Raw genomic sequence first — 19,172 nt, forward strand, 5'->3', positions numbered from 1 at the left:
TGTCATGGCAGAGGAACATGCAGAGAGCTATCTTTATAAGCTGGAAGCCGTGCTAGAGGAAGGGCGGTTACTGACGGTTGTGGTGATCGCCCAAACGGATGCGCGAGCCTTCTCTTCCGCCGAGAACAATCTTTTGCGACATACGATAGCGCCACCTCGTATCAGAGAGCTGAGCTTGGTGGAAAAAAAGCCGCTCGGACGCCAAGGAGTCGGGTTCGTAGTGGAAACCTCTACGTTTGCTTAAAACGGCCAAGACTCTTCCTGTGAAGGAACAATGCAGCAAGGAGGACGGATTCGCAATGAACGCAGGCAGAGTCGTTTTTGTCGGAGCAGGGCCTGGTGACCCAAAGCTGCTGACGATTCGCGGCATGGAGTCGCTTCGTCTTGCGGATGTGATTGTGTACGATCGTCTAGCAAACCCGCAGCTTCTCTCGTACGCAAAAAAGGGAGCCACCCTCATCTATTGCGGGAAAGAGGCCGATCATCATACATTGCCACAAGAAGAGATCAACCTTCTGCTCATCCGGGAAGCCCAAAAAGGGAAATACGTCGTTCGTCTGAAAGGCGGCGATCCGAGCATGTTCGGGCGGGTAGGAGAGGAAGCGCAGATGTGCCGTGACTATTCTATTCCGTTTGAGATCGTCCCAGGGATTACTTCCGGGATGGCGGCTCCGCTCTACGCAGGTATTCCGCTGACGCATCGTGACTACAACTCTTCCGTCGCTTTTGTCACCGGTCACCTGTGTGAAAAAAATGCAGGAAAGGAGCCGGACTGGGCAGCCCTCGCTTCGATGGAAACGTTGGTCATCTACATGGGTGTGAAAAATCTGCCTCGCATCAGGGAGCGCCTTCTTGCGCATGGAAAAGACGCCCATACGCCCGTTGCTCTCGTGCGCTGGGGGACGGTGCGTGAGCAGGAGACGTTGATCGGCAAGCTTGGGACGATAGATAAGGAAGTCGAGCAGGCCCGTTTTACCGCACCTGCCATCATTATCATAGGTGAGGTCGTCCGTCTGCGGGAATCGCTGAACTGGTACGAATCACGCCCCTTGTTCGGACAACGGGTAGCCGTTGCAAGAAGAGCAAGCGATGAAGGAAATAGCGAACTCGTGATTGCCTTGGAGCAGTTGGGCGCCGAAGTCATGCCGATTCGTTTGGTCGAGCACTGCACGTTTGACACACCATTGACGGAGCTTGCCACTTATCGTTGGCTCGTCTTCGAGAATGAGCAGCAAGTATCCTTTTTTACTTCTGCCTTGCGACAACAACGTTATGATGTACGGCGCTTGACGAGCAAGCTGGCTGTTTGTGGACAACGGGCTTCTGAGGCTTTCGAGAAACAGGGGATTTATCCGGACTTGATGCTGGATGAAAATACATCTCTGCTGGCACTCCCCGACCTGCTTGCCTTGGAAAAAGAAGAGCAGGTGCTTTACGCAGGGGAGCGGAAGCCGCAAAAAATCACGCTGGACCACGGCAAGGCGATTCACGTGATCCAAGCCGGCACGCTCGTATGGGATGGGAAGGACCTTAGTGCGAAAAAGGAGGGATGGTCATTTGACTCGCTAGCGACGGATGATGTCTACACGCTGTCAGCGCTGGCTCAATTCGCTGGCGATGCCTGGTCACAGACACCGATTGTATGTATCGGAAAGGAAACAGCAGTTGCAGCGAGAGAAATGGGCTGGCAATCCGTGAGCAGTCATGAAGATCACGCGATCAATATAAACGAGCTGAAGGATGTTCGTACGCTGAATGATCAAGGAGGGGGCACATGAGCCAACTGAATTTTGCGTCAGCGACAGAGGAAGAACTCGCTTCCATCAATAATCGTCTCGCAAAGGGTGACACCATAGACGTCATCAAATGGGCATACAAGACGTTTTCGGATGATTTGATTTATTCGTGTAGCTTTGGGGCCGAAGCCATGGTGCTGCTCGATATGATCAGCGATGTGAAAAAGGATGCCAAGGTCACTTTTTTGGATACCAATCTCCACTTTTTCGAGACGTACAGCTTGATTGAGCAGGTGAGAGCGAGGTATCCCGCGCTGCGGATAACGGTCAAGCAGCCGGACATCACGCTGGCCCAGCAGGCAGACCTCTATGGCGAAGAATTGTGGAGTAGGCAGCCGGATATGTGCTGCCATATCCGCAAGGTACAGCCGATGGAAGATGTGCTGACCGGAGCGGTTGCATGGATGTCAGGACTACGCAGAGAGCAGTCTGCCACGAGAGCGAATGTCGCGTTTATCAACCGCGATGAAAAATTCCAGTCACTAAAAATTTGCCCACTCATCCATTGGAAGTCGGAAGAAGTGTGGCAATACATCCGAGCATTTGAATTGCCGTACAATCCCCTTCACGACCAGAGCTATCCCAGCATCGGCTGCGCTCCTTGTACCCGCCCTGTAAAAGAGGGCGAGGATTCGAGGGCAGGGCGCTGGGCGCAAGCAGGGAAAACGGAATGCGGCCTGCATCTCGCAAGGTAACGAGAAAGAGAAGAACAAATCAAGGATAGGAGGGGCTTTTGTATGAGTGGGAAACCTCACGGGGGAGAGCTGGTAAACCGTTTTGATCCACAGACAGACCTGTCGGTGACTACGCATGAGGTGGAGATAGATGCATTTGCACTCGCAGATCTGGAGTTAATCGGGATTGGGGGCTATAGTCCGCTTACCGGATTTTTGAATCGGGAGGATTATATATCCGTCGTTGAGCAGATGCGGTTGGCAGATGGTACCGTTTGGAGCATTCCAATTACACTTCCGGTCTCGACCACTGTCGCAGGAGCCTTGCAGATCAAAGACAAGGTGCAGTTGAGCCATCAAGGCTCGGTCTACGGTATTCTTGAAATCACTGATATTTATTCACCTGACAAAGAGAGAGAAGCCCGCCTCGTCTATGGCACCGACGATACGAATCATCCTGGGGTGAAAAAGCTGCTGGAGCGTCCCGCTGTTTATTTGGCTGGCCCGATTACGCTGGTAAAGCGCACCGAAAAAGGGCGTTTTGCCAGCTATCACTTCGATCCGGCACAAACGAGAGAAAGATTTGCCGAGAAGGGCTGGAAAACGATTGTCGGCTTTCAGACACGCAACCCAGTCCACCGTGCGCATGAATACATCCAGAAGTCAGCTCTCGAAATCGTCGATGGTCTGTTTTTGAATCCTCTTGTGGGCGAAACGAAGGCAGATGACATTCCTGCTGATGTGCGGATGAACAGTTATCAGGTATTGCTGGAAAAATACTATCCGGCTACCCGGGTAGAGTTGGCTGTTTTCCCGGCTGCCATGCGTTATGCGGGACCACGGGAAGCGATTTTTCATGCTTTGGTGAGGAAAAATTACGGCTGCACACATTTTATTGTAGGTCGGGACCACGCTGGTGTTGGCAACTACTACGGGACGTACGATGCCCAGCATATTTTCCGCCAATTTCAGCCGGAGGAGCTAGGGATTACGCCATTATTTTTCGAGAACAGCTTTTATTGCAAGAGCTGCGGAAACATGGCCTCTACCAAAACGTGTCCGCATGATAGCGAGCATCATGTCGCGCTGTCCGGGACGAAGGTGAGGGAAATGCTGTCGCGCGGAGAGGCGCCGCCACCTGAATTTAGCCGTCCTGAGGTTGCGCGGGTATTGATCGAAGGGCTGAGACCTGTGTCCGTTTAATCGGCGAGAAGAAAGCGGTTGATAGAGAGGAGAGAGACGATGAGTAGAGAGGGCACCGCGAATATCGTATGGCATCCGACGACGATAACCAAACAAGACCGTCAGAAGCGTGCAGGCCACAAAAGCTGTGTCTTATGGTTTACGGGGCTGTCTGGTGCTGGCAAATCGTCGTTGGCCAATGCAGTCGAACACGAACTGCATCAAAGAGGGCTAGCCAGTTACGTGCTGGATGGTGACAATATACGCCACGGCTTAAACCGCGGATTGGGGTTTGGGGCAGAGGACAGACAAGAAAATATTCGCCGAATTGGCGAAGTCGCGAAGCTATTCGTGGACGCAGGAGTGATTACCTTGACCGCGTTTATCTCTCCGTATCGGGAAGACCGGGAGCTTGCGCGTAATCTGGTAGAGGCGGGAGAATTCATCGAGGTATATGTAAAGTGTTCATTGGATGAGTGTGAGCGCCGGGATGTGAAGGGACTGTACCGAAAAGCGAGAAGTGGAGAGATTGGTCAGTTTACGGGGATTTCAGCACCGTATGAAGAGCCTCTTCGAGCGGAGTTGGTCATTGAGAGCGACAAGCAGACGATTGAAGAATCTGTCCAGATGGTCCTTACATACCTGGAAGAGCTCAAGATTCTCTAGTTCTATGGATAGGTAAAAAAGCACGACGCGAGAGGCGCCGTGCTTTTCTTCGTGAGGAAAAATATTACTTCGTAGTGGTCGCTGGTTCTTCAGCTTCCAGATCCTCAGCCCATTCTTCCATCCATTTTTGTTGATCAACCATGTTTTCAGCGATTGGACGAACAAAGCCTTTGTCGCTAAAGCTGTTGATTGCTTTTTCATCTTTCACCAGCTGTTCTACAGTCAGACTAGCATCTTTTGCTGGCGCACTGAACTTGGTTGCTTTTCCGAAGTTGTATGCATATTGATCAGCAGACAGACCAATTGTTACAGGTTGCTTCATTTCAGGCGCTTGGAAAGTTACGCTCAGATCGCTTGTTTGTTTTACAGGCATTTTGTTGCTGTCGATGTAGAAGTCGAGGTTCCAAGCGAGCTTGTGGAAGCCTTCTTTTTTCATTTCTTCTACGATTTTTTCAGGTGTGTATGCTTTACCTGTTTCTTCCAGCCATTTTTTCGCTTCAGCCATGCCTTCGTTTACCATTGCTTCTGCATTTGCGCGCTTCTCAGCTTCTGTGGTTTTCTTGCCCATTTCCGGATACAGATCTTCTGTCATGGAAGTGGTCAGTACCATCATATCGATCGCAAAATCTTTTACTTCTTTGCTAGCTACTGCATCGTTAGCTGTGAAGAAGAACATTTTTACCAATTCTTTTGCGTCGATTTTTACAGTTACATGAGTTGCTTCTACCTTATCACCGTTTGGCAATGTAACGGATTGTTTGCCATGGTTTTTCGCGTCTGCCAATGTATAGCCATATTTACTTACATACTTTTTCACAAAGTTGAAAGTAAGATCGTTCATTTTGTCTTGGTATTCTTTCAGCTTCGCAGCGTTAGCAGCATCGGAGCCGCCAAGCTCAGCCATGAAAGGATTGGATGCGTTCGAATCGAGTACCAAGTACTTGCTGTCCAGTGGAGACTTCACGTAGACTTTATCTTCGTCAACGATTGTTTCTACGGATGCTTTTTTGTCACCTGTCCAGAGCTTGTTGTCGCGCAGGAGCTTGTCGTCTTTTACTTCTACTTCAAACTTCACAGTGTCCAGATCCAGCTGGGAGCCTTTTACTGTTACGCCTGCTTTCAAAGCAGACAACAACGCTTGCCCTTCTTTGTCAGCCGGTTCTCCGAATGCTTCAGGCAATTTCTCAACGTCGCCTGTCAGCTTCAAGGAGCCTTCAAAATCATAGTTTGGCTTGTCAATTGTCGCTACGATAGAATCACGCACCAGGGATGCCTCGCCTGCACAACCGGTGAGCAGTACCGTACCTGCTACCAGAAGAGCGCTACCTTTTTTCCACATGATGTGTTCCTCCCCTATGTATATTATTTTTTATTCCCCCTTTGTTCTACGCACAAATAGAGAAAAGGTTTCGCAAAAACGGAAAAAAATCACAATCCAGCTAATTCTGTCCCACTTTCATGGTAAAATGAAGGGGAAAAGATGGTTAGTGAAGAAAGGGCGTTGCAACATGTGGTCGTGGCTTCAAAAGCTGATGAACTTTTTTCAGGGAGAAAGAGAAGAAGAGATAGAGGAAGAAGGCCGTCCAGCAGGTAGCGGTAACCAAGCAGATAATCCTGTTCCCCGTCAGCCCCAGCCTCAAGCGAGAACAAAAAGCATATACCCAAAAGAACGGGTAGACAATCGAGATATAGAAGACAATGTGCGTCAAAGAAGAGAGCGTCAATTTCGTTTTCCAGTTGTCCCGGATGACTATTTGGAGAAGAAGCGCAATCGTAGCGAGAATCCTGCCGAATCGAATGATCGCAGTCGCCAGCAGGCACCTCGTGAGCGATTCGAGCCCAAGCGTGAAACGATGCGACCAGTAAATGATCGCGGGTTGGAAGCAAAGACAGAGCCCGTCTTCGAGAAAAAGAAGCCTGAGCTTGTTAAAAACAACATCGAGATACCGCAGCGTCCAAACCGTGCGCCGCAAAAAGAAGCGGAAAAAGTAACGAGACCCGTTTTTTCTACAGAAGAAAAGCGTGCCTACCAGCCGTCTGAAATCGTTTCTCCTGTTTATGGGAAAATAACCCCGGCGACGCGTGAGGCAGAGCATCGGATTCATACGACTGCGGGAATCATTTATCCGCGTCAGGAGCAAGAAGAGCATTTGCAGCAGATGAAGCAGTGGGAACAAGAGATCAGCGAGCGATATTTTCCAGAGGAGCAAGAGGCTGCTTTTTTTGAGCAAAATGAACCGCAGCATGTTGTTATTGCGAATGATTCTGTACATAACGAAGGAGAAAATACTGTTGCAAAGACTGTCGTGGTAGAAGCTCTTGATTCAGAACGAGAGGTTGCTGCTTCCGTACAAGTGGAAGAGACAGTAGTAGAAGAAATAGAAGAAAAAACGCTGGTGGATACGGAGCCAAAAGCCGAAGAGACGGTGGCTGAAGTGCATCAGAATGAAGAGCCACAAATAGAAGTAAGCGAACTCGTAGAACCAATGACGAGCGTGGATGCGGAAGAAGAGGTATCGGAGTCTCAAACGATGGAAGAGCGACTAGCCGATGAGGAAGCCGAGCATAGAATGATTCCTACACTTAGTGCGGTTGTGCAGGTGGAGAGCGAGAATGATGGCGATACCGTGCAGTCTCCTTCCGTGGGGGAGGAGAATCAAGCAGTCGATACGGAGCTAGAGAGCGATGACGTCGAAGAGCCTGCCTATGCATCTGCTATCAGCCGTTTGCTAGAGAGAGCAGAAATAGATTCACCACAGGAGCTCAGTTCAGCAGGAGCGGGTTCAGGTTCCGAAGAGTCGCCTGAGCACGCAGAACCAGCAGAACCAAGTGAGTCTGAATCTATTGCTCAACCAATTGTGATATCCGTTGTGGAACCGATTGAAGAACCAGTTGCAGAAACCGTACCAGTCCCTGTTTCATCCGCAACACAGTCCGTGAACCTGTCTCAGGCATCCAAGTCGATGCAGCCTGTGTCAGCTCCGGTAAAAGACTCGTCCAATGAAGCGGACCAAGGAACAGAGCTCGCACAGCCGCCATACGCCTTGCCGGATTTGGGACTGCTGAATCCAAGCCCACCGGTCAGTGATGATGACGATGAGCATACGCAAATTCAAAAGCTATTATTGGAAGAGACGCTCGTGAATTTCAATGTCAGCGCTCAAGTAGTAGGGATTGTCAAAGGCCCATCCGTGACACGCTTTGAGTTGCAACCGGCTCCGGGCGTAAAAGTGAACAAGATTACAGGATTGGTTGACGATATCAAGCTGAATTTGGCTGCCAAAGATATTCGTATCGAGGCACCGATTCCAGGACGCAATGCCATCGGAATCGAAGTCCCGAATATGTCCAGCCAACCTGTATTAATCGAGAAGATTATCAGTTCAGACAAGTTTCAGGAGCATTCCTCTCCGTTGGCAGTCGCACTTGGTATGGACATCGGGGGAGAGCCGATTATTGCGGATATTAAAAAGATGCCGCACGGTTTGATTGCCGGCTCGACAGGCTCGGGTAAAAGTGTCTGCATCAACTCGATCATCGTCAGTCTGCTGTACAAGGCGACTCCTGAGCAGGTGCGATTGCTCTTGATCGACCCGAAAATGGTAGAGCTCGCCCCTTATAATCATTTGCCGCATCTGGTTACGCCTGTCGTGACAGAGGCCAAGCAGGCAACGGCATCTCTCAAGTGGGCCGTGGAAGAAATGGAGAAGCGCTATGCGTTGTTCGTAGATGCGGGTGTTCGCGATATTGACCGCTACAATCAGACGACAGATGATCAACTGCCTTATATCGTGATCGTCATCGATGAGTTGGCTGACCTGATGATGGTTTCGCCGCAGGATGTGGAGGATTGCATTATCCGGATCGCTCAGAAGGCACGTGCTTGCGGTATTCATTTGCTTTTGGCGACACAGCGCCCATCTGTGGATGTCATTACCGGAAACATCAAGGCAAACGTACCGACTCGTCTTGCTTTCGCCGTGTTCTCCCAAGTTGATTCGCGTACGATTCTCGATCAATCTGGGGCAGAACGACTGTTGGGTAGAGGGGACATGCTGTTTCTTGAGAGCGGTACGACCCCGGTTCGTCTGCAAGGGAACTTCGTCTCGGATGACGAGATCGAGCGAATCACGCACATGATCAAAAAGCAAAGAAAGCCTGCGTACATTTTCAGCAAAGAAGATTTGGAGCAGCAAGTTGCATCGTTTGACAGCGGAGATGATCCGTTGTATCAGGAAGCCCTTGTGTTCGTAGCCGACCAGGGTCAAGCTTCTGCATCTGGATTGCAACGCCGTTTCCGCGTCGGATATAACCGTGCTGCCCGTCTCATCGAAATGATGGAGGCAGATGGGTACGTCGCAGGACAAAGCGGCGGTAAGGCTCGCGCCGTCCTTATTTCCAAGGAGGACGCCCAAGCCGTAGTGGAGGGATCGACTCTCCTGTAAAATACGAGGGTCTTGCATGGAGCAAGGCCCTTTCTATACGGACGAGTTGCCTAAATATTCAGTAAGGTAGTATGCTATAAAATAGATGTGAAATGGAAAGGAACGATGACGATGAATCCGCTGGCGAAAAAGTATCAGGAAATTGACGACAAAATTGTCTTGTTCAATGAAGAGTATTATTTGAGCGTGGAGAAAATTGACATTACCGCACTGACGCAGGAAAAAAGGGAGTCGCTCTTTAACCAGCTGTACGATTTCGACAGTCCGGACATGGAACTGGAGATCGATGTCTCCGAGGAAGACGAGGGCGTTTGGTACCTGCAATTGCTCGTACCGCATGTATTGACACTGCCTGAGGCAGCCAAAAGACGCATCGAAAATGGAACCAATCAACTCACCCAGCATTTGAGTGAGCAGGCAGATGGGCTAGTAAGAACGCAATTGCTTGGGGAAGAAATTTATACCTATGTGAAACGGTACAATCCGGATTTGGAGCGTATTGCCTAATAACAAACATCCATCTATCCCACAACGAGGGGCCAGATGGATGTTTTTCATTCCCTTTAGCTTTTGGCCGTTTTGGTCACTAACCAGGTGCAGGCAGTCTTATTTGTCGTAGTCGCAATCCATTCACAGGGTTGATTGTTTACAGGAGTGATCAAGCGCAGAGTATCGCCTTTGATACCGCCGTATTTGACGGAGGCGCTGGGGGCTGTTGCGACATACACAACACGTTCGTTGATGGAAACAATGGGGGTAAAGGAAGAGTTTTCGGATTTGTAGCCGCTTGTGAGGGAAACAGGAACAGGGAGGTTTTTCATGGAGAGGGTTATTTTATCCGAAGACTTGTGATAGAACATTTTTCCAGTAACCTGGCTGAAGTCGCCACCATCCACGGTGACTACCAATGGGTACGTTCCAGTGCCGTAGAGCATGATGGCGTGATCGGACCCGGAGTACCGGTTGTTTATGAGGGAGACATTTCCGCATCGGTTCAACGAAATGTTTTGGGTCAGTCGAGGGTCAAACGAACAGTTTCTCACAGTAACTTGTCTCTCGGCGAGCACTTCCCATGGCTCCAAGCTCAAGGCGTAGCCGCCGATGGAAGTCGCTGTATCAGTGGCCTCGAAGCTACAGCCATCAAATACAAGTCCTACATCTGAATAATCCACGGTGAGACCAGTACCAACTGTCTTGGTGCTTCCTTGTGCGGTCGTATGCAATACCCAGCGACAATTGCTGAACGTCATGTCTTTCATAAAGTTCACCCGATTTTTCTGTTCAGGTGCCGTATAAAATACCGAGGAGCTGATACAGCCTGTCATGCCAGTAAGACTGAAGCTAGCGAGCGAAACAAGATGACTACCTTGCACGACCATTGGGGAGGACAAATCTCCTTCCAAGTCGAGCTGTTGACGGCAAGAGATATTGGTCAGGTTTACGAACATGGGTGTAGCTCCGTCGTACCCTTGATTGAGCTCGATCTCAAAACGATCACACGCTACATTCGCTGCATTCAGCCGCTCTAGGCCACCCGTCACGGTAATGTCTGAGCGTGTACGCTTGCGGTTGTCGCTGTAAAAATCGGTAATTTGCACAGTGCGGACATAGCAGTTTTTTTCTCCAGCAAAGTAAAAATGGTCGGCGACTCCATCCGTACACCATACTTGTTGTAGCGCTACGTAATTGATATAGCTGCTAGGACCGCCACCACGAATGTAGAAATCGGTGCTATGCTCGTAATCGTAAGGGTCGGGTGGCAGCGGGTTTGCTCTCGCATTGGAATCGATCTTCAGGTTGGCCACCACAAAAGAATCAGCATCCCCACCCGCGGACGTAATCGAGAACAGCCAGCGCCAATCTGCGGCAGTTGAATTCGCTTTCCTCTTTATTACGGAAAAAGGACCGATTCCCTGCATCACTAGGCTTTTTCCTGCTCCTAGGATGACCTCCAGTCTGTTTGGCTCAATGATATAGGTGCCAGCAGGGAAAAATAATGGAATTTGCAGGTTCAGAGCAGCAGTTAATGCAGTCTGGATTGCTTGGGTATCGTCGGTCACCCCATCCCCCTTTGCTCCGTACGTTTTTACATCAATCCACATAAAAGCATTCCCCTCCAAAAAATGGGTAGACAAGATTGTCTTCTTTTCATTTCATTCAACCATTTCTCAAATGTTGACAACCATTTAGTAAAAAGGGCATGGACTCCATAAAAATGTGTTCCATAAACTTTGGGCAACGACTGGCATATTTGTCCTAGAACCTCCGTATGAATAAGCAAAGAGGTGGATAGTATGTCGATTTTGGTGACAGGTGCAGCTGGATTTATCGGTTTTCATGTAGCACGACGGCTTTTGGAACAAGGACAGACGGTGTGGGGGGTAGATAATTGCAATGAGTATTACGACCCGGTCTTGAAGAGCAACCGACTGGAAATCCTTCAAGCGTATCCATTATTTCGTTTTATCAAAGCGGATATTGCAGATCAGAGCAAGATGGACGAGTTGTTCCGAGAAATGGAGCCGGAGACTGTCATTCACTTGGCCGCTCAGGCGGGTGTCAGGTACAGTCTGGAAAATCCTCATGCCTATACGACTTCCAATATCGCCGGGTTTCTAAACATTTTGGAAGGATGCCGACAGTCGAGGGTCAAGCATTTGCTCTACGCATCCTCTAGCTCCGTCTACGGAGGGAATACAAAGCTACCATTTGCGGAGTACGATCCCGTAGATGAGCCGGTCAGCTTGTACGCAGCAACGAAAAAAGCCAATGAACTGATGGCCTATACCTATAGTCATTTATACGGCTTGCCTGCGACGGGACTGCGCTTCTTTACGGTATATGGGCCGTGGGGCCGACCCGATATGGCGCTCTATACGTTTACCAAGGCGATTTTGTCGGGAGAGCCTGTCCGTATCTTCAACTACGGCAACATGACAAGGGACTTTACGTATGTGGACGATATCGTCGAAGGGATGCTGCGACTGATGAATCGAATCCCCCAAAGGGAAGGGTATAAGGCGCCGCATGAGGTATTCAACATCGGGAATCACCAGCCGATCGATTTACTTACGTTTCTCTCGATCTTGGAGGAGAAGCTGGGGAAAAAGGCTGTTCGCGACTATTTGCCCATCCAGCCGGGGGATGTTCCTGCTACCTATGCGTCAGTAGAAGCTTTGTATGAGGCGACAGGTTTTCGCCCAAAAACACCAGTCAATGTGGGGATATCCCGCTTTGTAGACTGGTACGTCAGCTATTATGGTGTCGCTCATGCGTAAAAAAGTGGGAGTAGTAGGTCTTGGATATGTAGGACTGCCTGTTGCGATTGCTTTTGGCCAAGTGCTTCCAGTAGTGGGTTTTGATATTGACGAAAGACGCATACGAAGTCTGGAGAGCGGAATGGATGAAACCGGAGAGATGTCTACAGATGAGCTGATGCGAGCCAACATCACGTATACAGATGACCCCGCAAGTCTCGAAACGTGTGATTTTATCATCATAACGGTACCCACACCTGTCGATTCTGCGAAACGACCCAATATGCGCGCACTCATTCTCGCGTCTGAAAGCGTTGGGCAATATCTGACTTCAGGGACCATCGTTGTCTATGAATCGACCGTGTATCCAGGGGCAACAGAAGAAATTTGTATTCCTGTATTGGAACAAGCGTCTGGAAAGCTGGCGGGAATTGATTTTTTCGTCGGCTACTCACCTGAACGAATTAATCCGGGGGATCAGGAACGGAGATTGTCTCAGATCGTCAAGGTCGTTTCAGGGCAAGATCGCCAGACGTGTGAAACAATTGCCGAGATGTACGGGTTGATTGTAGAGGCGGGTATTCACAAAGCGCCCTCGATTCAGGTGGCTGAGGCAGCCAAAGTGATTGAGAACACGCAACGCGACATCAACATCGCCTTGATCAATGAGCTCTCGATTATTTTTGACCGCTTGGGCATTTCTACGGCAGATGTGCTCCAAGCCGCCGGGACCAAGTGGAATTTCCTTCCGTTCTCTCCAGGACTCGTCGGTGGTCATTGTATTGGCGTCGATCCTTACTATTTGACATACAAGGCGGAGAGTGTTGGTTATCATCCACAGGTCATACTGGCTGGACGACGGATCAATGACGGAATGGGCAAGTTCGTCGCGACCTCACTCGTGAAACAAATGATCTGGCAAAATATTGCGATTCAAGGCTCGCGGATTACGATTATGGGCATCACCTTTAAAGAAAACGTTTCGGATATCCGCAATAGTCGGGTCATCGACATTATTCAGGAACTAAAGGAGTTCGGAGTAGAGGTCCAAGTGACAGATGAATTGGCTTGTCCAGAGCGGACGAGAGAGGAATACGGCATTCAATTGCGAGAGTGGGAAGACCTGCAGCCTGCCCACGGAATCGTATTGGCTGTACCTCATGAGCGATATCTGCACCTGGGATGGGAGGAGCTTGCAGGGCTCTTGTATCAGGGGCAAGGTGTCATCGCAGATGTGAAAAGCGTGCTCAATCGCGAGACATGCCCGGCAGAAATTAGCCTGTGGCGTTTATGATGACCATTTTTTGAATAACGATCACCTGGAGCGGATGAATATGAGCTACCGGAAGAGAAGATTCTGGTTAAGCTTATCGGACGCAGGAATTATCAGCTTGGCTGTCTGGTTGGCCTGCCTGGTTCGATTTGATTTTTCTTTCACGGAGATAAGCGACTATCAACCTATGTATTTGATGATTGGCCACGTACTGTTCGTCGTGACAGGCATGCACTTTGCTCAGCTCTATCGACCTGTTTTTCGCTATGTCAGTGTTCGCGAACTGGTCTCGATTATTTTTGCCACGAGCTTTTCTGTTTTGGCTCTCTATCTGGTACTAAAAATGACGTACCTGCTTGGTTGGTCCGTCCGATTTCCAACCTCACTCTTTCTCATGACACTAGCCTTTGTTTTGCTCGGGATCACAGGCTCTCGGTTTGTATGGAAGTGGTGGTATGAAGAGCGGGAGAAAAGAACGCAGGATCGCAGGCGCACATTAATTATCGGGGCAGGTAGCGCAGGGGTGCTCGTAGCCAGAGAGATGAAAACCTCGCCTTTGTCGGAGCTGCGTCCAGTGGCTTTTATCGATGATGAGCCCAGTAAACAAAATCTGCGTGTGTACGGCTTGCCCGTTGTAGGGAATCGGGCTGACGTTGCCCGTGTCGTTCAACGACTTTCCATCTCGGACATCGTGATTGCCATGCCATCTGCTTCCCGACAGACGATTAAGGAGATTTTCGATATTTGCAAAACGACGAGAGCAAGCGTCAAAATTTTGCCGCATGTAGCAGATATCATCAGCGGAAAAATCACGATGAACATGATTCGGGATGTAGCGTTGGAGGATTTATTGGGAAGAGAGCCTGTTCAAGTCAATCTGGAAGAGATTACGGGGTACTTGCGGCAGCAAGTCGTACTTGTGACAGGAGCGGGCGGCTCGATTGGGTCTGAGCTTTGCAGACAAATAGCTAGATTTGGCCCAAGGAAACTTCTTCTCTTGGGGAACGAAGAGAACGGTATTTTTGAAATGGGCCTGGAGCTCTCGCGTTTGTTTCCTGAGCAGGAGACGGTCAGCTTGATTGCAGATATTCGTGACAGACAAAGAATTGCTTCGATTATGCATGAATATCGTCCCGCCGTTGTTTTTCATGCGGCAGCGCACAAGCATGTGCCGTTAATGGAGAACAACCCGTGTGAGGCATTAAAAAATAACATCTTGGGTACGAAAAACGTTGCGGAATGCGCGCTGGAAACAAGCGTCTCTCATTTCATCCTGATCTCGACGGACAAGGCAGTGAATCCAACCAGTGTGATGGGAGCAACCAAAAGGATCGCTGAGTTACTGATCCAGGGTTATAACCATTTCGGACTTACCCGGTTTGCGGCTGTTCGCTTTGGAAATGTCCTGGGGAGCAGGGGGAGCGTCGTTCCCGTTTTTCTCAATCAAATACGGGCGGGTGGACCGATTACCATTACACATCCAGATATGGAGAGATTCTTTATGACCATTCCTGAGGCTGCCCAGCTTGTTATCCAGGCGGGAGCACTCGCTCAGGGAGGGGAAATATTCATTCTCGATATGGGGAAACCGGTCAAGATTGTCGATATGGCCCTCGACCTGATTCGCTTGGCAGGCTTGGAGCCCGGGAAGGATATACCGATCGTATTCACAGGAATTCGTTCGGGTGAGAAGCTGTACGAAGAAATTTTGACGGCGGAAGAAGGCTTGTCGTCTACTTGCCATAATCGCATCTTCATTGGGAAGCCCCTCGATTTTTCCTGGAATGAGCTCTTGGCAGGGATCGCCCGGTTGGAGCAAATTGCAGAAAAGGGAGCGACGATGGAGGATAAACAATCCATCATCGAGATTTTGCAAGGGATCGTGCCAGGCTATCAATCCACTTCTTACGTGAAGGAAGAGTCTACGCCAGTCCCTTATCCAGTGGCGATCGGATGAGCGTCAGCAAATGGAAGGAAAAGATCGCCACGATCAAGTGGAAGCGGCTGCTAGCATGGGGAGGATTGATTTGTCTCATCAGCCTGAGTGGTTATGTTGTGTACGTCTATCTGTCGTTAAAAGAAACGGCCAGCAAAATGTACCTCCCTGTCCGCACGCAGAAATCTGTCGAGATACCTGTAGCGACTGAACCAGCATCTGTGAGACAAACACCGACCATGAATTCCCAAGGAGCAACGACACCGCCTGCGGCTGAAGTGGAGAACTCCGCTATCTTGCCCAAAGAACCGATCACCCTGTTGCTTCTCGGTGTTGATGAACGAGAGAATGACAAGGGGCGCTCAGATGTCATCCTCGTACTCTCCGTCAACCCGAAAACGAAATCTGCGCTGCTCATCAGTATACCGCGTGATACACGAACCGTTATCGCGCACAAAGGTACCCAGGATAAGATCAATCACGCGTATGCATTCGGGGGCGTGCAGCAGGCAGTAGACACCGTCGAGCAGTTTCTTCAATTACCCGTTGATTACGTGGTGACCGCAAATATGGAAGGGTTCGCAGGTGTGATCGATGCGCTGGGCGGAGTGGAAGTCAACAACAAGCTTGCCTTTACTTATGCCGATTACACCTTTCCGGTCGGTCCCATCCAGCTAGACGGGAAGCAAGCCTTGGTCTACGCTCGCATGCGCTATGAAGATCCGAGAGGCGACCTCGGGCGCAACGAAAGACAGCAGGAAATCATCAAGGCATTGCTGGACAAAGGGGTAACTCTTGCATCGCCTACTCGATTGAATGATGTCCTTACGACGATGGGGAAATACGTGAAAACGAACATGACCTTTGATGTGATGAAACAGCTTGCCCTAAGCTACAGTACGGTAGTTACCTCCGTCGAGACGATTCGTTTGGAAGGAAAGGGTCAAATGATCAATGGAATCTACTACTATATCGTCAGCCCGCAAGAGCGCGAGAGGTTGACCGAGAGTCTTTCAACTTTTCAAAAACAAATCGAACCTCCCGTACAACTGCCAAAAGAAGGAAGTGACAGCATAGCGGGGCAAAGGGGGAAGCAGGATGAATGAGGAGCTTAATCTTCGTGAAATACTCCTGATGTTGTTGAAGCGATGGAAGCTGATCCTTTTGATTACCTCTTTATGCACCATCGGAACAGCGCTCGTGAGCTTCTATTTGCTGACACCGATTTATCAGGCGAAGACGGAAATATTAGTGAATCGCTCGCTGGATTCAACCGTAGAGAGCATGCTATCCGTCGCAGAAATTGATTCCAATCTGAAATTGATTGAGACCTATCGCGTCATTATTGAAAGTCCGCGGGTGATGGAGCGCGTACTCGAAGTGATCGGGGCGGGTTCTACGATGGAGGAGCTGCTGCTTCAAACAAAGGTAGAGCCAGTTAAGGACTCGCAGGTCATTTCCATTACGGTAGAAGACCCGGATCAGGGCAGAGCTGTGCTCATCGCCAATACAATCGCGAAGACCTTTCAGGAAGAAGTCGTCAAAATGCTCAGCATGAACAACGTGCATATTTTGGCGGAAGCCCGAAACAATCCGGCGGCCATTCCAGTGAGTCCAAAGCCGATCCTCAATTCGGTGATCGCTTTTGTCCTCGGGTTGGCAACATCTATGGTCGTCGTCTTCTTACTCGTGCAGATGGATACCCGACTCCAATCGGAAAAAGAAGTGGAGGAGTATTTAGGCTTACCTGTACTGGCAACCATTGCGGTGATTGATAAAAAAACGCGGAAGGCATTTCGCCAGCCCAAGGTGGAGGAAGTGAGGAATGAGTATGAGAAGGCAGAAGCCTGATGATCGTTACCAAAAGCTGATCGCTCATTGGGAGCCGCTGTCTCCGCTGGTAGAGGGCTACCGTACCCTTCGCTTAAACATTCAGTTTTCCATGGGCGACAAGCTGATGCAAACGATTTTAGTCACCAGTCCAGGGGCTTCTGAGGGAAAAACGATCACGGCTGCCAACCTGTCCTTGATGATGGCAAAGGATCACAAGAAAACGGTGCTGCTTGATTTTGACTTGCGCAATCCGCGGGTACATTTCACTTTTGATATGCCCAATCTGTACGGGATCAGTTCTTACTTTTCGGATATGTGCCAGATTCCCGATATCATCCAACCGTCTGGGGTGTCAGAGCTGTCGATCATTACGGCAGGGCCAATCCCGCATAATCCAGCGGAAATGCTCGGGACGCCACGGCTATTGGAATTGATGGACTATCTGCGCCACAATTATGATTTTGTCATTGTCGATAGCCCGCCATTAATCGTAAGCGACGCAATGGTGCTGGCGAGGGAAATGGACGGTTGTGTCATGGTGGTGGATGCTAGCAAGACGAAGCGGGATTCTGCTATCAAGGCGGTAGAGCAGTTAAAAGCAGCAGGAGCCAATCTGCTTGGTGTTGTTCTCAACAACAAAAAGGTAGGGAAGAGAGAAGGCTACTACGGATATGGGTACAACGCATAGCAGAAAGCGGGGCGTTTGTAGGCATGCATGCCCTCAAATTAGCTTGGCAACGACAATGGGGCCGTCTCAATAAAGATCGCGATGTTCACGAAGTGATTCGCGGCTCGGCCTTCACGTTTTTGTTTCGGCTCCTTGGCTTCGTACTGCTCTATCTCTTGCAGTTCTACATTGCCAGAGAGTATGGAGCCGAGAGCTTGGGCATCTATTCGCTGACGCTCACCCTGATGAACATCGGAATGGTGCTGGCCGTTTTGGGGACGGATACAGCCATCATCCGCTTTCTCTCGGAGTTTCGTGCGAAAGGCTCGCTTTATCAGATTTCCGAAGTATTCAACAAAGTAGTGCTGTGGGCGACGTTGATTTCAATTGTGCTAGGGGTACTTTTGTATGTGTTCTCAGAGCAGATGTCTGCCTACGTGTTTGCAGGGGAGCTGCCAGCAGAGGCATTGCGAGTCGTCGCGTGGATGCTTCCGTTTGTGTCGCTCGCAAGGCTGTATGCATCTGCATTTCGGGCGCTACATCGGGTTGTCATCTCGATCACTGTCGATATTGTCGGTATGCGTTTTCTGCACTTGGCGTTTCTCTTTATCGCCATTCCTTTTTTCGAACCCAGTACGATGCTCTTGATTCAACTGCTCGCAGCTGCTGTTTTCTTGAATGCTGTCTATGGGATGGGGCAGTGGTATGCCACAAGCCGAGGATTCCGTAACAGTGTACAGCCGACTGCGGGAGAGCCTGGTGTTGGGTTGAGGGAAATTATTGCAGTCGCACTCCCGATGTATCTGAGTGCGTCGATGGAATTGATCATGACGTGGACAGATATGATCATGCTGGGTATTTTTACGGATGCCAAAACTGTTGGAGTATACAGTGTGGTCATTCGTCTGGCAATGGTGACGGGCTTTGCGCTGATTTCCATCAATACGATCCTCTCTCCCAAGTTTTCTGAGCTGTACGCACGTAATGATATGGACGGCTTGAAAAAGATGATTGCGTTTGCCAATCGGCTCATTTTCTTCACCTCTGCTCCTCTCAATCTGCTGGTGGCGATATTCGCCGTTCCGTTGCTCACTTTCTTTGGCGAAGAGTTTGCGAGCGAGAGTCTCGTCCTTGTGATTTTGTGCATGGGGCAGTTTGTCAATTTTTGCACAGGCAGTGTTATCCCTTTATTGACAATGACCGGGCATCAAAAAACGGCCCGCAATATTCTTGTTTGTTCAGCTGCACTAAACATAATCGGAAACGCTTGTCTCATTCCGCAGTATGGAATTATCGGGGCGGCCATTGCAACTTCAATCAGTCTGATCTGTCGAGATCTTTGTGCTTCGTATTGGGCATCCAAATATTTTGGCTTTCGCACATGGTACATCCCGTTTTTGTCTGAAAAATATTCCGTCTCGCTCCAGGAGACGAGGTCATGAA

16 protein-coding genes are annotated in these 19,172 nt (G+C 49.6%); 14 read left to right on the plus strand and 2 right to left on the minus strand.

Features of this window, described 5'->3' with window-relative positions; all coding sequences use genetic code 11:
• Positions 1-4: 4 nt before the first annotated feature.
• From ODZ53_RS23220 to cysC, 5 genes are read left to right on the plus strand one after another with little or no spacing between them, the layout of a single operon-like run.
• Complete coding sequence (locus ODZ53_RS23220) at positions 5-244, plus strand: DUF3906 family protein (RefSeq protein WP_173627394.1); 240 nt, start codon at positions 5-7, stop codon at positions 242-244.
• A gap of 55 nt (positions 245-299) precedes the next feature.
• Positions 300-1,778, plus strand: coding sequence for a uroporphyrinogen-III C-methyltransferase (gene cobA / locus ODZ53_RS23225; RefSeq protein WP_372680374.1), 1,479 nt, complete (start codon positions 300-302; stop codon positions 1,776-1,778).
• Entirely contained in the window at positions 1,775-2,491 is a 717-nt protein-coding gene (locus ODZ53_RS23230) for a phosphoadenylyl-sulfate reductase (RefSeq protein ID WP_372680376.1), read from the plus strand. The genes cobA and ODZ53_RS23230 overlap by 4 nt, the downstream gene beginning before the upstream one ends.
• A gap of 42 nt (positions 2,492-2,533) precedes the next feature.
• Positions 2,534-3,673 (plus strand): sulfate adenylyltransferase, encoded by a 1,140-nt coding sequence (gene sat, locus ODZ53_RS23235; RefSeq protein WP_372680378.1) that lies wholly within the window; start codon positions 2,534-2,536, stop codon positions 3,671-3,673.
• A 39-nt stretch (positions 3,674-3,712) separates the two neighbouring features.
• Positions 3,713-4,318, plus strand: a complete 606-nt coding sequence (cysC, locus tag ODZ53_RS23240; protein WP_015892508.1) for an adenylyl-sulfate kinase — start codon at positions 3,713-3,715, stop codon at positions 4,316-4,318.
• Positions 4,319-4,382: 64 nt separating this feature from the next.
• Here cysC and ODZ53_RS23245 read toward each other — a convergent pair whose 3' ends face one another.
• A complete protein-coding gene (locus ODZ53_RS23245) occupies positions 4,383-5,657 on the minus strand; it encodes a hypothetical protein (RefSeq protein ID WP_372680380.1) in 1,275 nt (424 codons plus the stop codon).
• On the opposite strand from ODZ53_RS23245, the gene ODZ53_RS23250 reads away from it, so the two are divergent.
• Both ODZ53_RS23250 and ODZ53_RS23255 read left to right on the plus strand, forming a co-directional pair.
• Positions 5,551-8,763, plus strand: coding sequence for a DNA translocase FtsK (locus ODZ53_RS23250; protein ID WP_372680382.1), 3,213 nt, complete (start codon positions 5,551-5,553; stop codon positions 8,761-8,763). The two genes, ODZ53_RS23245 and ODZ53_RS23250, sit on opposite strands and share 107 nt — an antisense overlap.
• Positions 8,764-8,874: 111 nt before the next feature.
• Positions 8,875-9,270 (plus strand): hypothetical protein, encoded by a 396-nt coding sequence (locus ODZ53_RS23255; protein WP_372680505.1) that lies wholly within the window; start codon positions 8,875-8,877, stop codon positions 9,268-9,270.
• Between the two features lie 56 nt (positions 9,271-9,326).
• On the opposite strand, the gene ODZ53_RS23260 is transcribed toward ODZ53_RS23255, so the two are convergent.
• The gene (locus tag ODZ53_RS23260) at positions 9,327-10,865 is read right to left on the minus strand and encodes a glycosyl hydrolase family 28-related protein (protein ID WP_372680384.1); all 1,539 of its coding nucleotides are present in this window, start codon (positions 10,863-10,865) and stop codon (positions 9,327-9,329) included.
• Between the two features lie 192 nt (positions 10,866-11,057).
• Here ODZ53_RS23260 and ODZ53_RS23265 point away from each other — a divergent pair, with 192 nt between their 5' ends.
• From ODZ53_RS23265 to ODZ53_RS23295, 7 genes are read left to right on the plus strand one after another with little or no spacing between them, the layout of a single operon-like run.
• The gene (locus ODZ53_RS23265) at positions 11,058-12,041 is read left to right on the plus strand and encodes an NAD-dependent epimerase (RefSeq protein WP_372680386.1); all 984 of its coding nucleotides are present in this window, start codon (positions 11,058-11,060) and stop codon (positions 12,039-12,041) included.
• The gene (locus ODZ53_RS23270; RefSeq protein ID WP_372680388.1) at positions 12,034-13,314 is read left to right on the plus strand and encodes a nucleotide sugar dehydrogenase; all 1,281 of its coding nucleotides are present in this window, start codon (positions 12,034-12,036) and stop codon (positions 13,312-13,314) included. The genes ODZ53_RS23265 and ODZ53_RS23270 overlap by 8 nt, the downstream gene beginning before the upstream one ends.
• A 40-nt stretch (positions 13,315-13,354) precedes the next feature.
• Positions 13,355-15,250, plus strand: coding sequence for a polysaccharide biosynthesis protein (locus ODZ53_RS23275; protein WP_199927974.1), 1,896 nt, complete (start codon positions 13,355-13,357; stop codon positions 15,248-15,250).
• A complete protein-coding gene (locus ODZ53_RS23280; protein ID WP_372680390.1) occupies positions 15,247-16,335 on the plus strand; it encodes an LCP family glycopolymer transferase in 1,089 nt (362 codons plus the stop codon). The genes ODZ53_RS23275 and ODZ53_RS23280 overlap by 4 nt, the downstream gene beginning before the upstream one ends.
• Positions 16,328-17,080 (plus strand): YveK family protein, encoded by a 753-nt coding sequence (locus ODZ53_RS23285; protein WP_015892499.1) that lies wholly within the window; start codon positions 16,328-16,330, stop codon positions 17,078-17,080. Before ODZ53_RS23280 ends, ODZ53_RS23285 begins: the two co-directional genes overlap by 8 nt.
• The gene (locus ODZ53_RS23290) at positions 17,055-17,750 is read left to right on the plus strand and encodes a CpsD/CapB family tyrosine-protein kinase (RefSeq protein WP_372680392.1); all 696 of its coding nucleotides are present in this window, start codon (positions 17,055-17,057) and stop codon (positions 17,748-17,750) included. Before ODZ53_RS23285 ends, ODZ53_RS23290 begins: the two co-directional genes overlap by 26 nt.
• Before the next feature lie 23 nt (positions 17,751-17,773).
• Positions 17,774-19,171 carry a flippase gene (locus tag ODZ53_RS23295; RefSeq protein ID WP_372680394.1) on the plus strand — a complete coding sequence of 466 codons (1,398 nt, stop codon included), beginning with the start codon at positions 17,774-17,776 and terminating at the stop codon, positions 19,169-19,171.
• Position 19,172 lies beyond the last annotated feature (1 nt).

Source organism: Brevibacillus sp. BD137 (assembly GCF_041644655.1).
Classification (GTDB): domain Bacteria; phylum Bacillota; class Bacilli; order Brevibacillales; family Brevibacillaceae; genus Brevibacillus; species Brevibacillus brevis_D.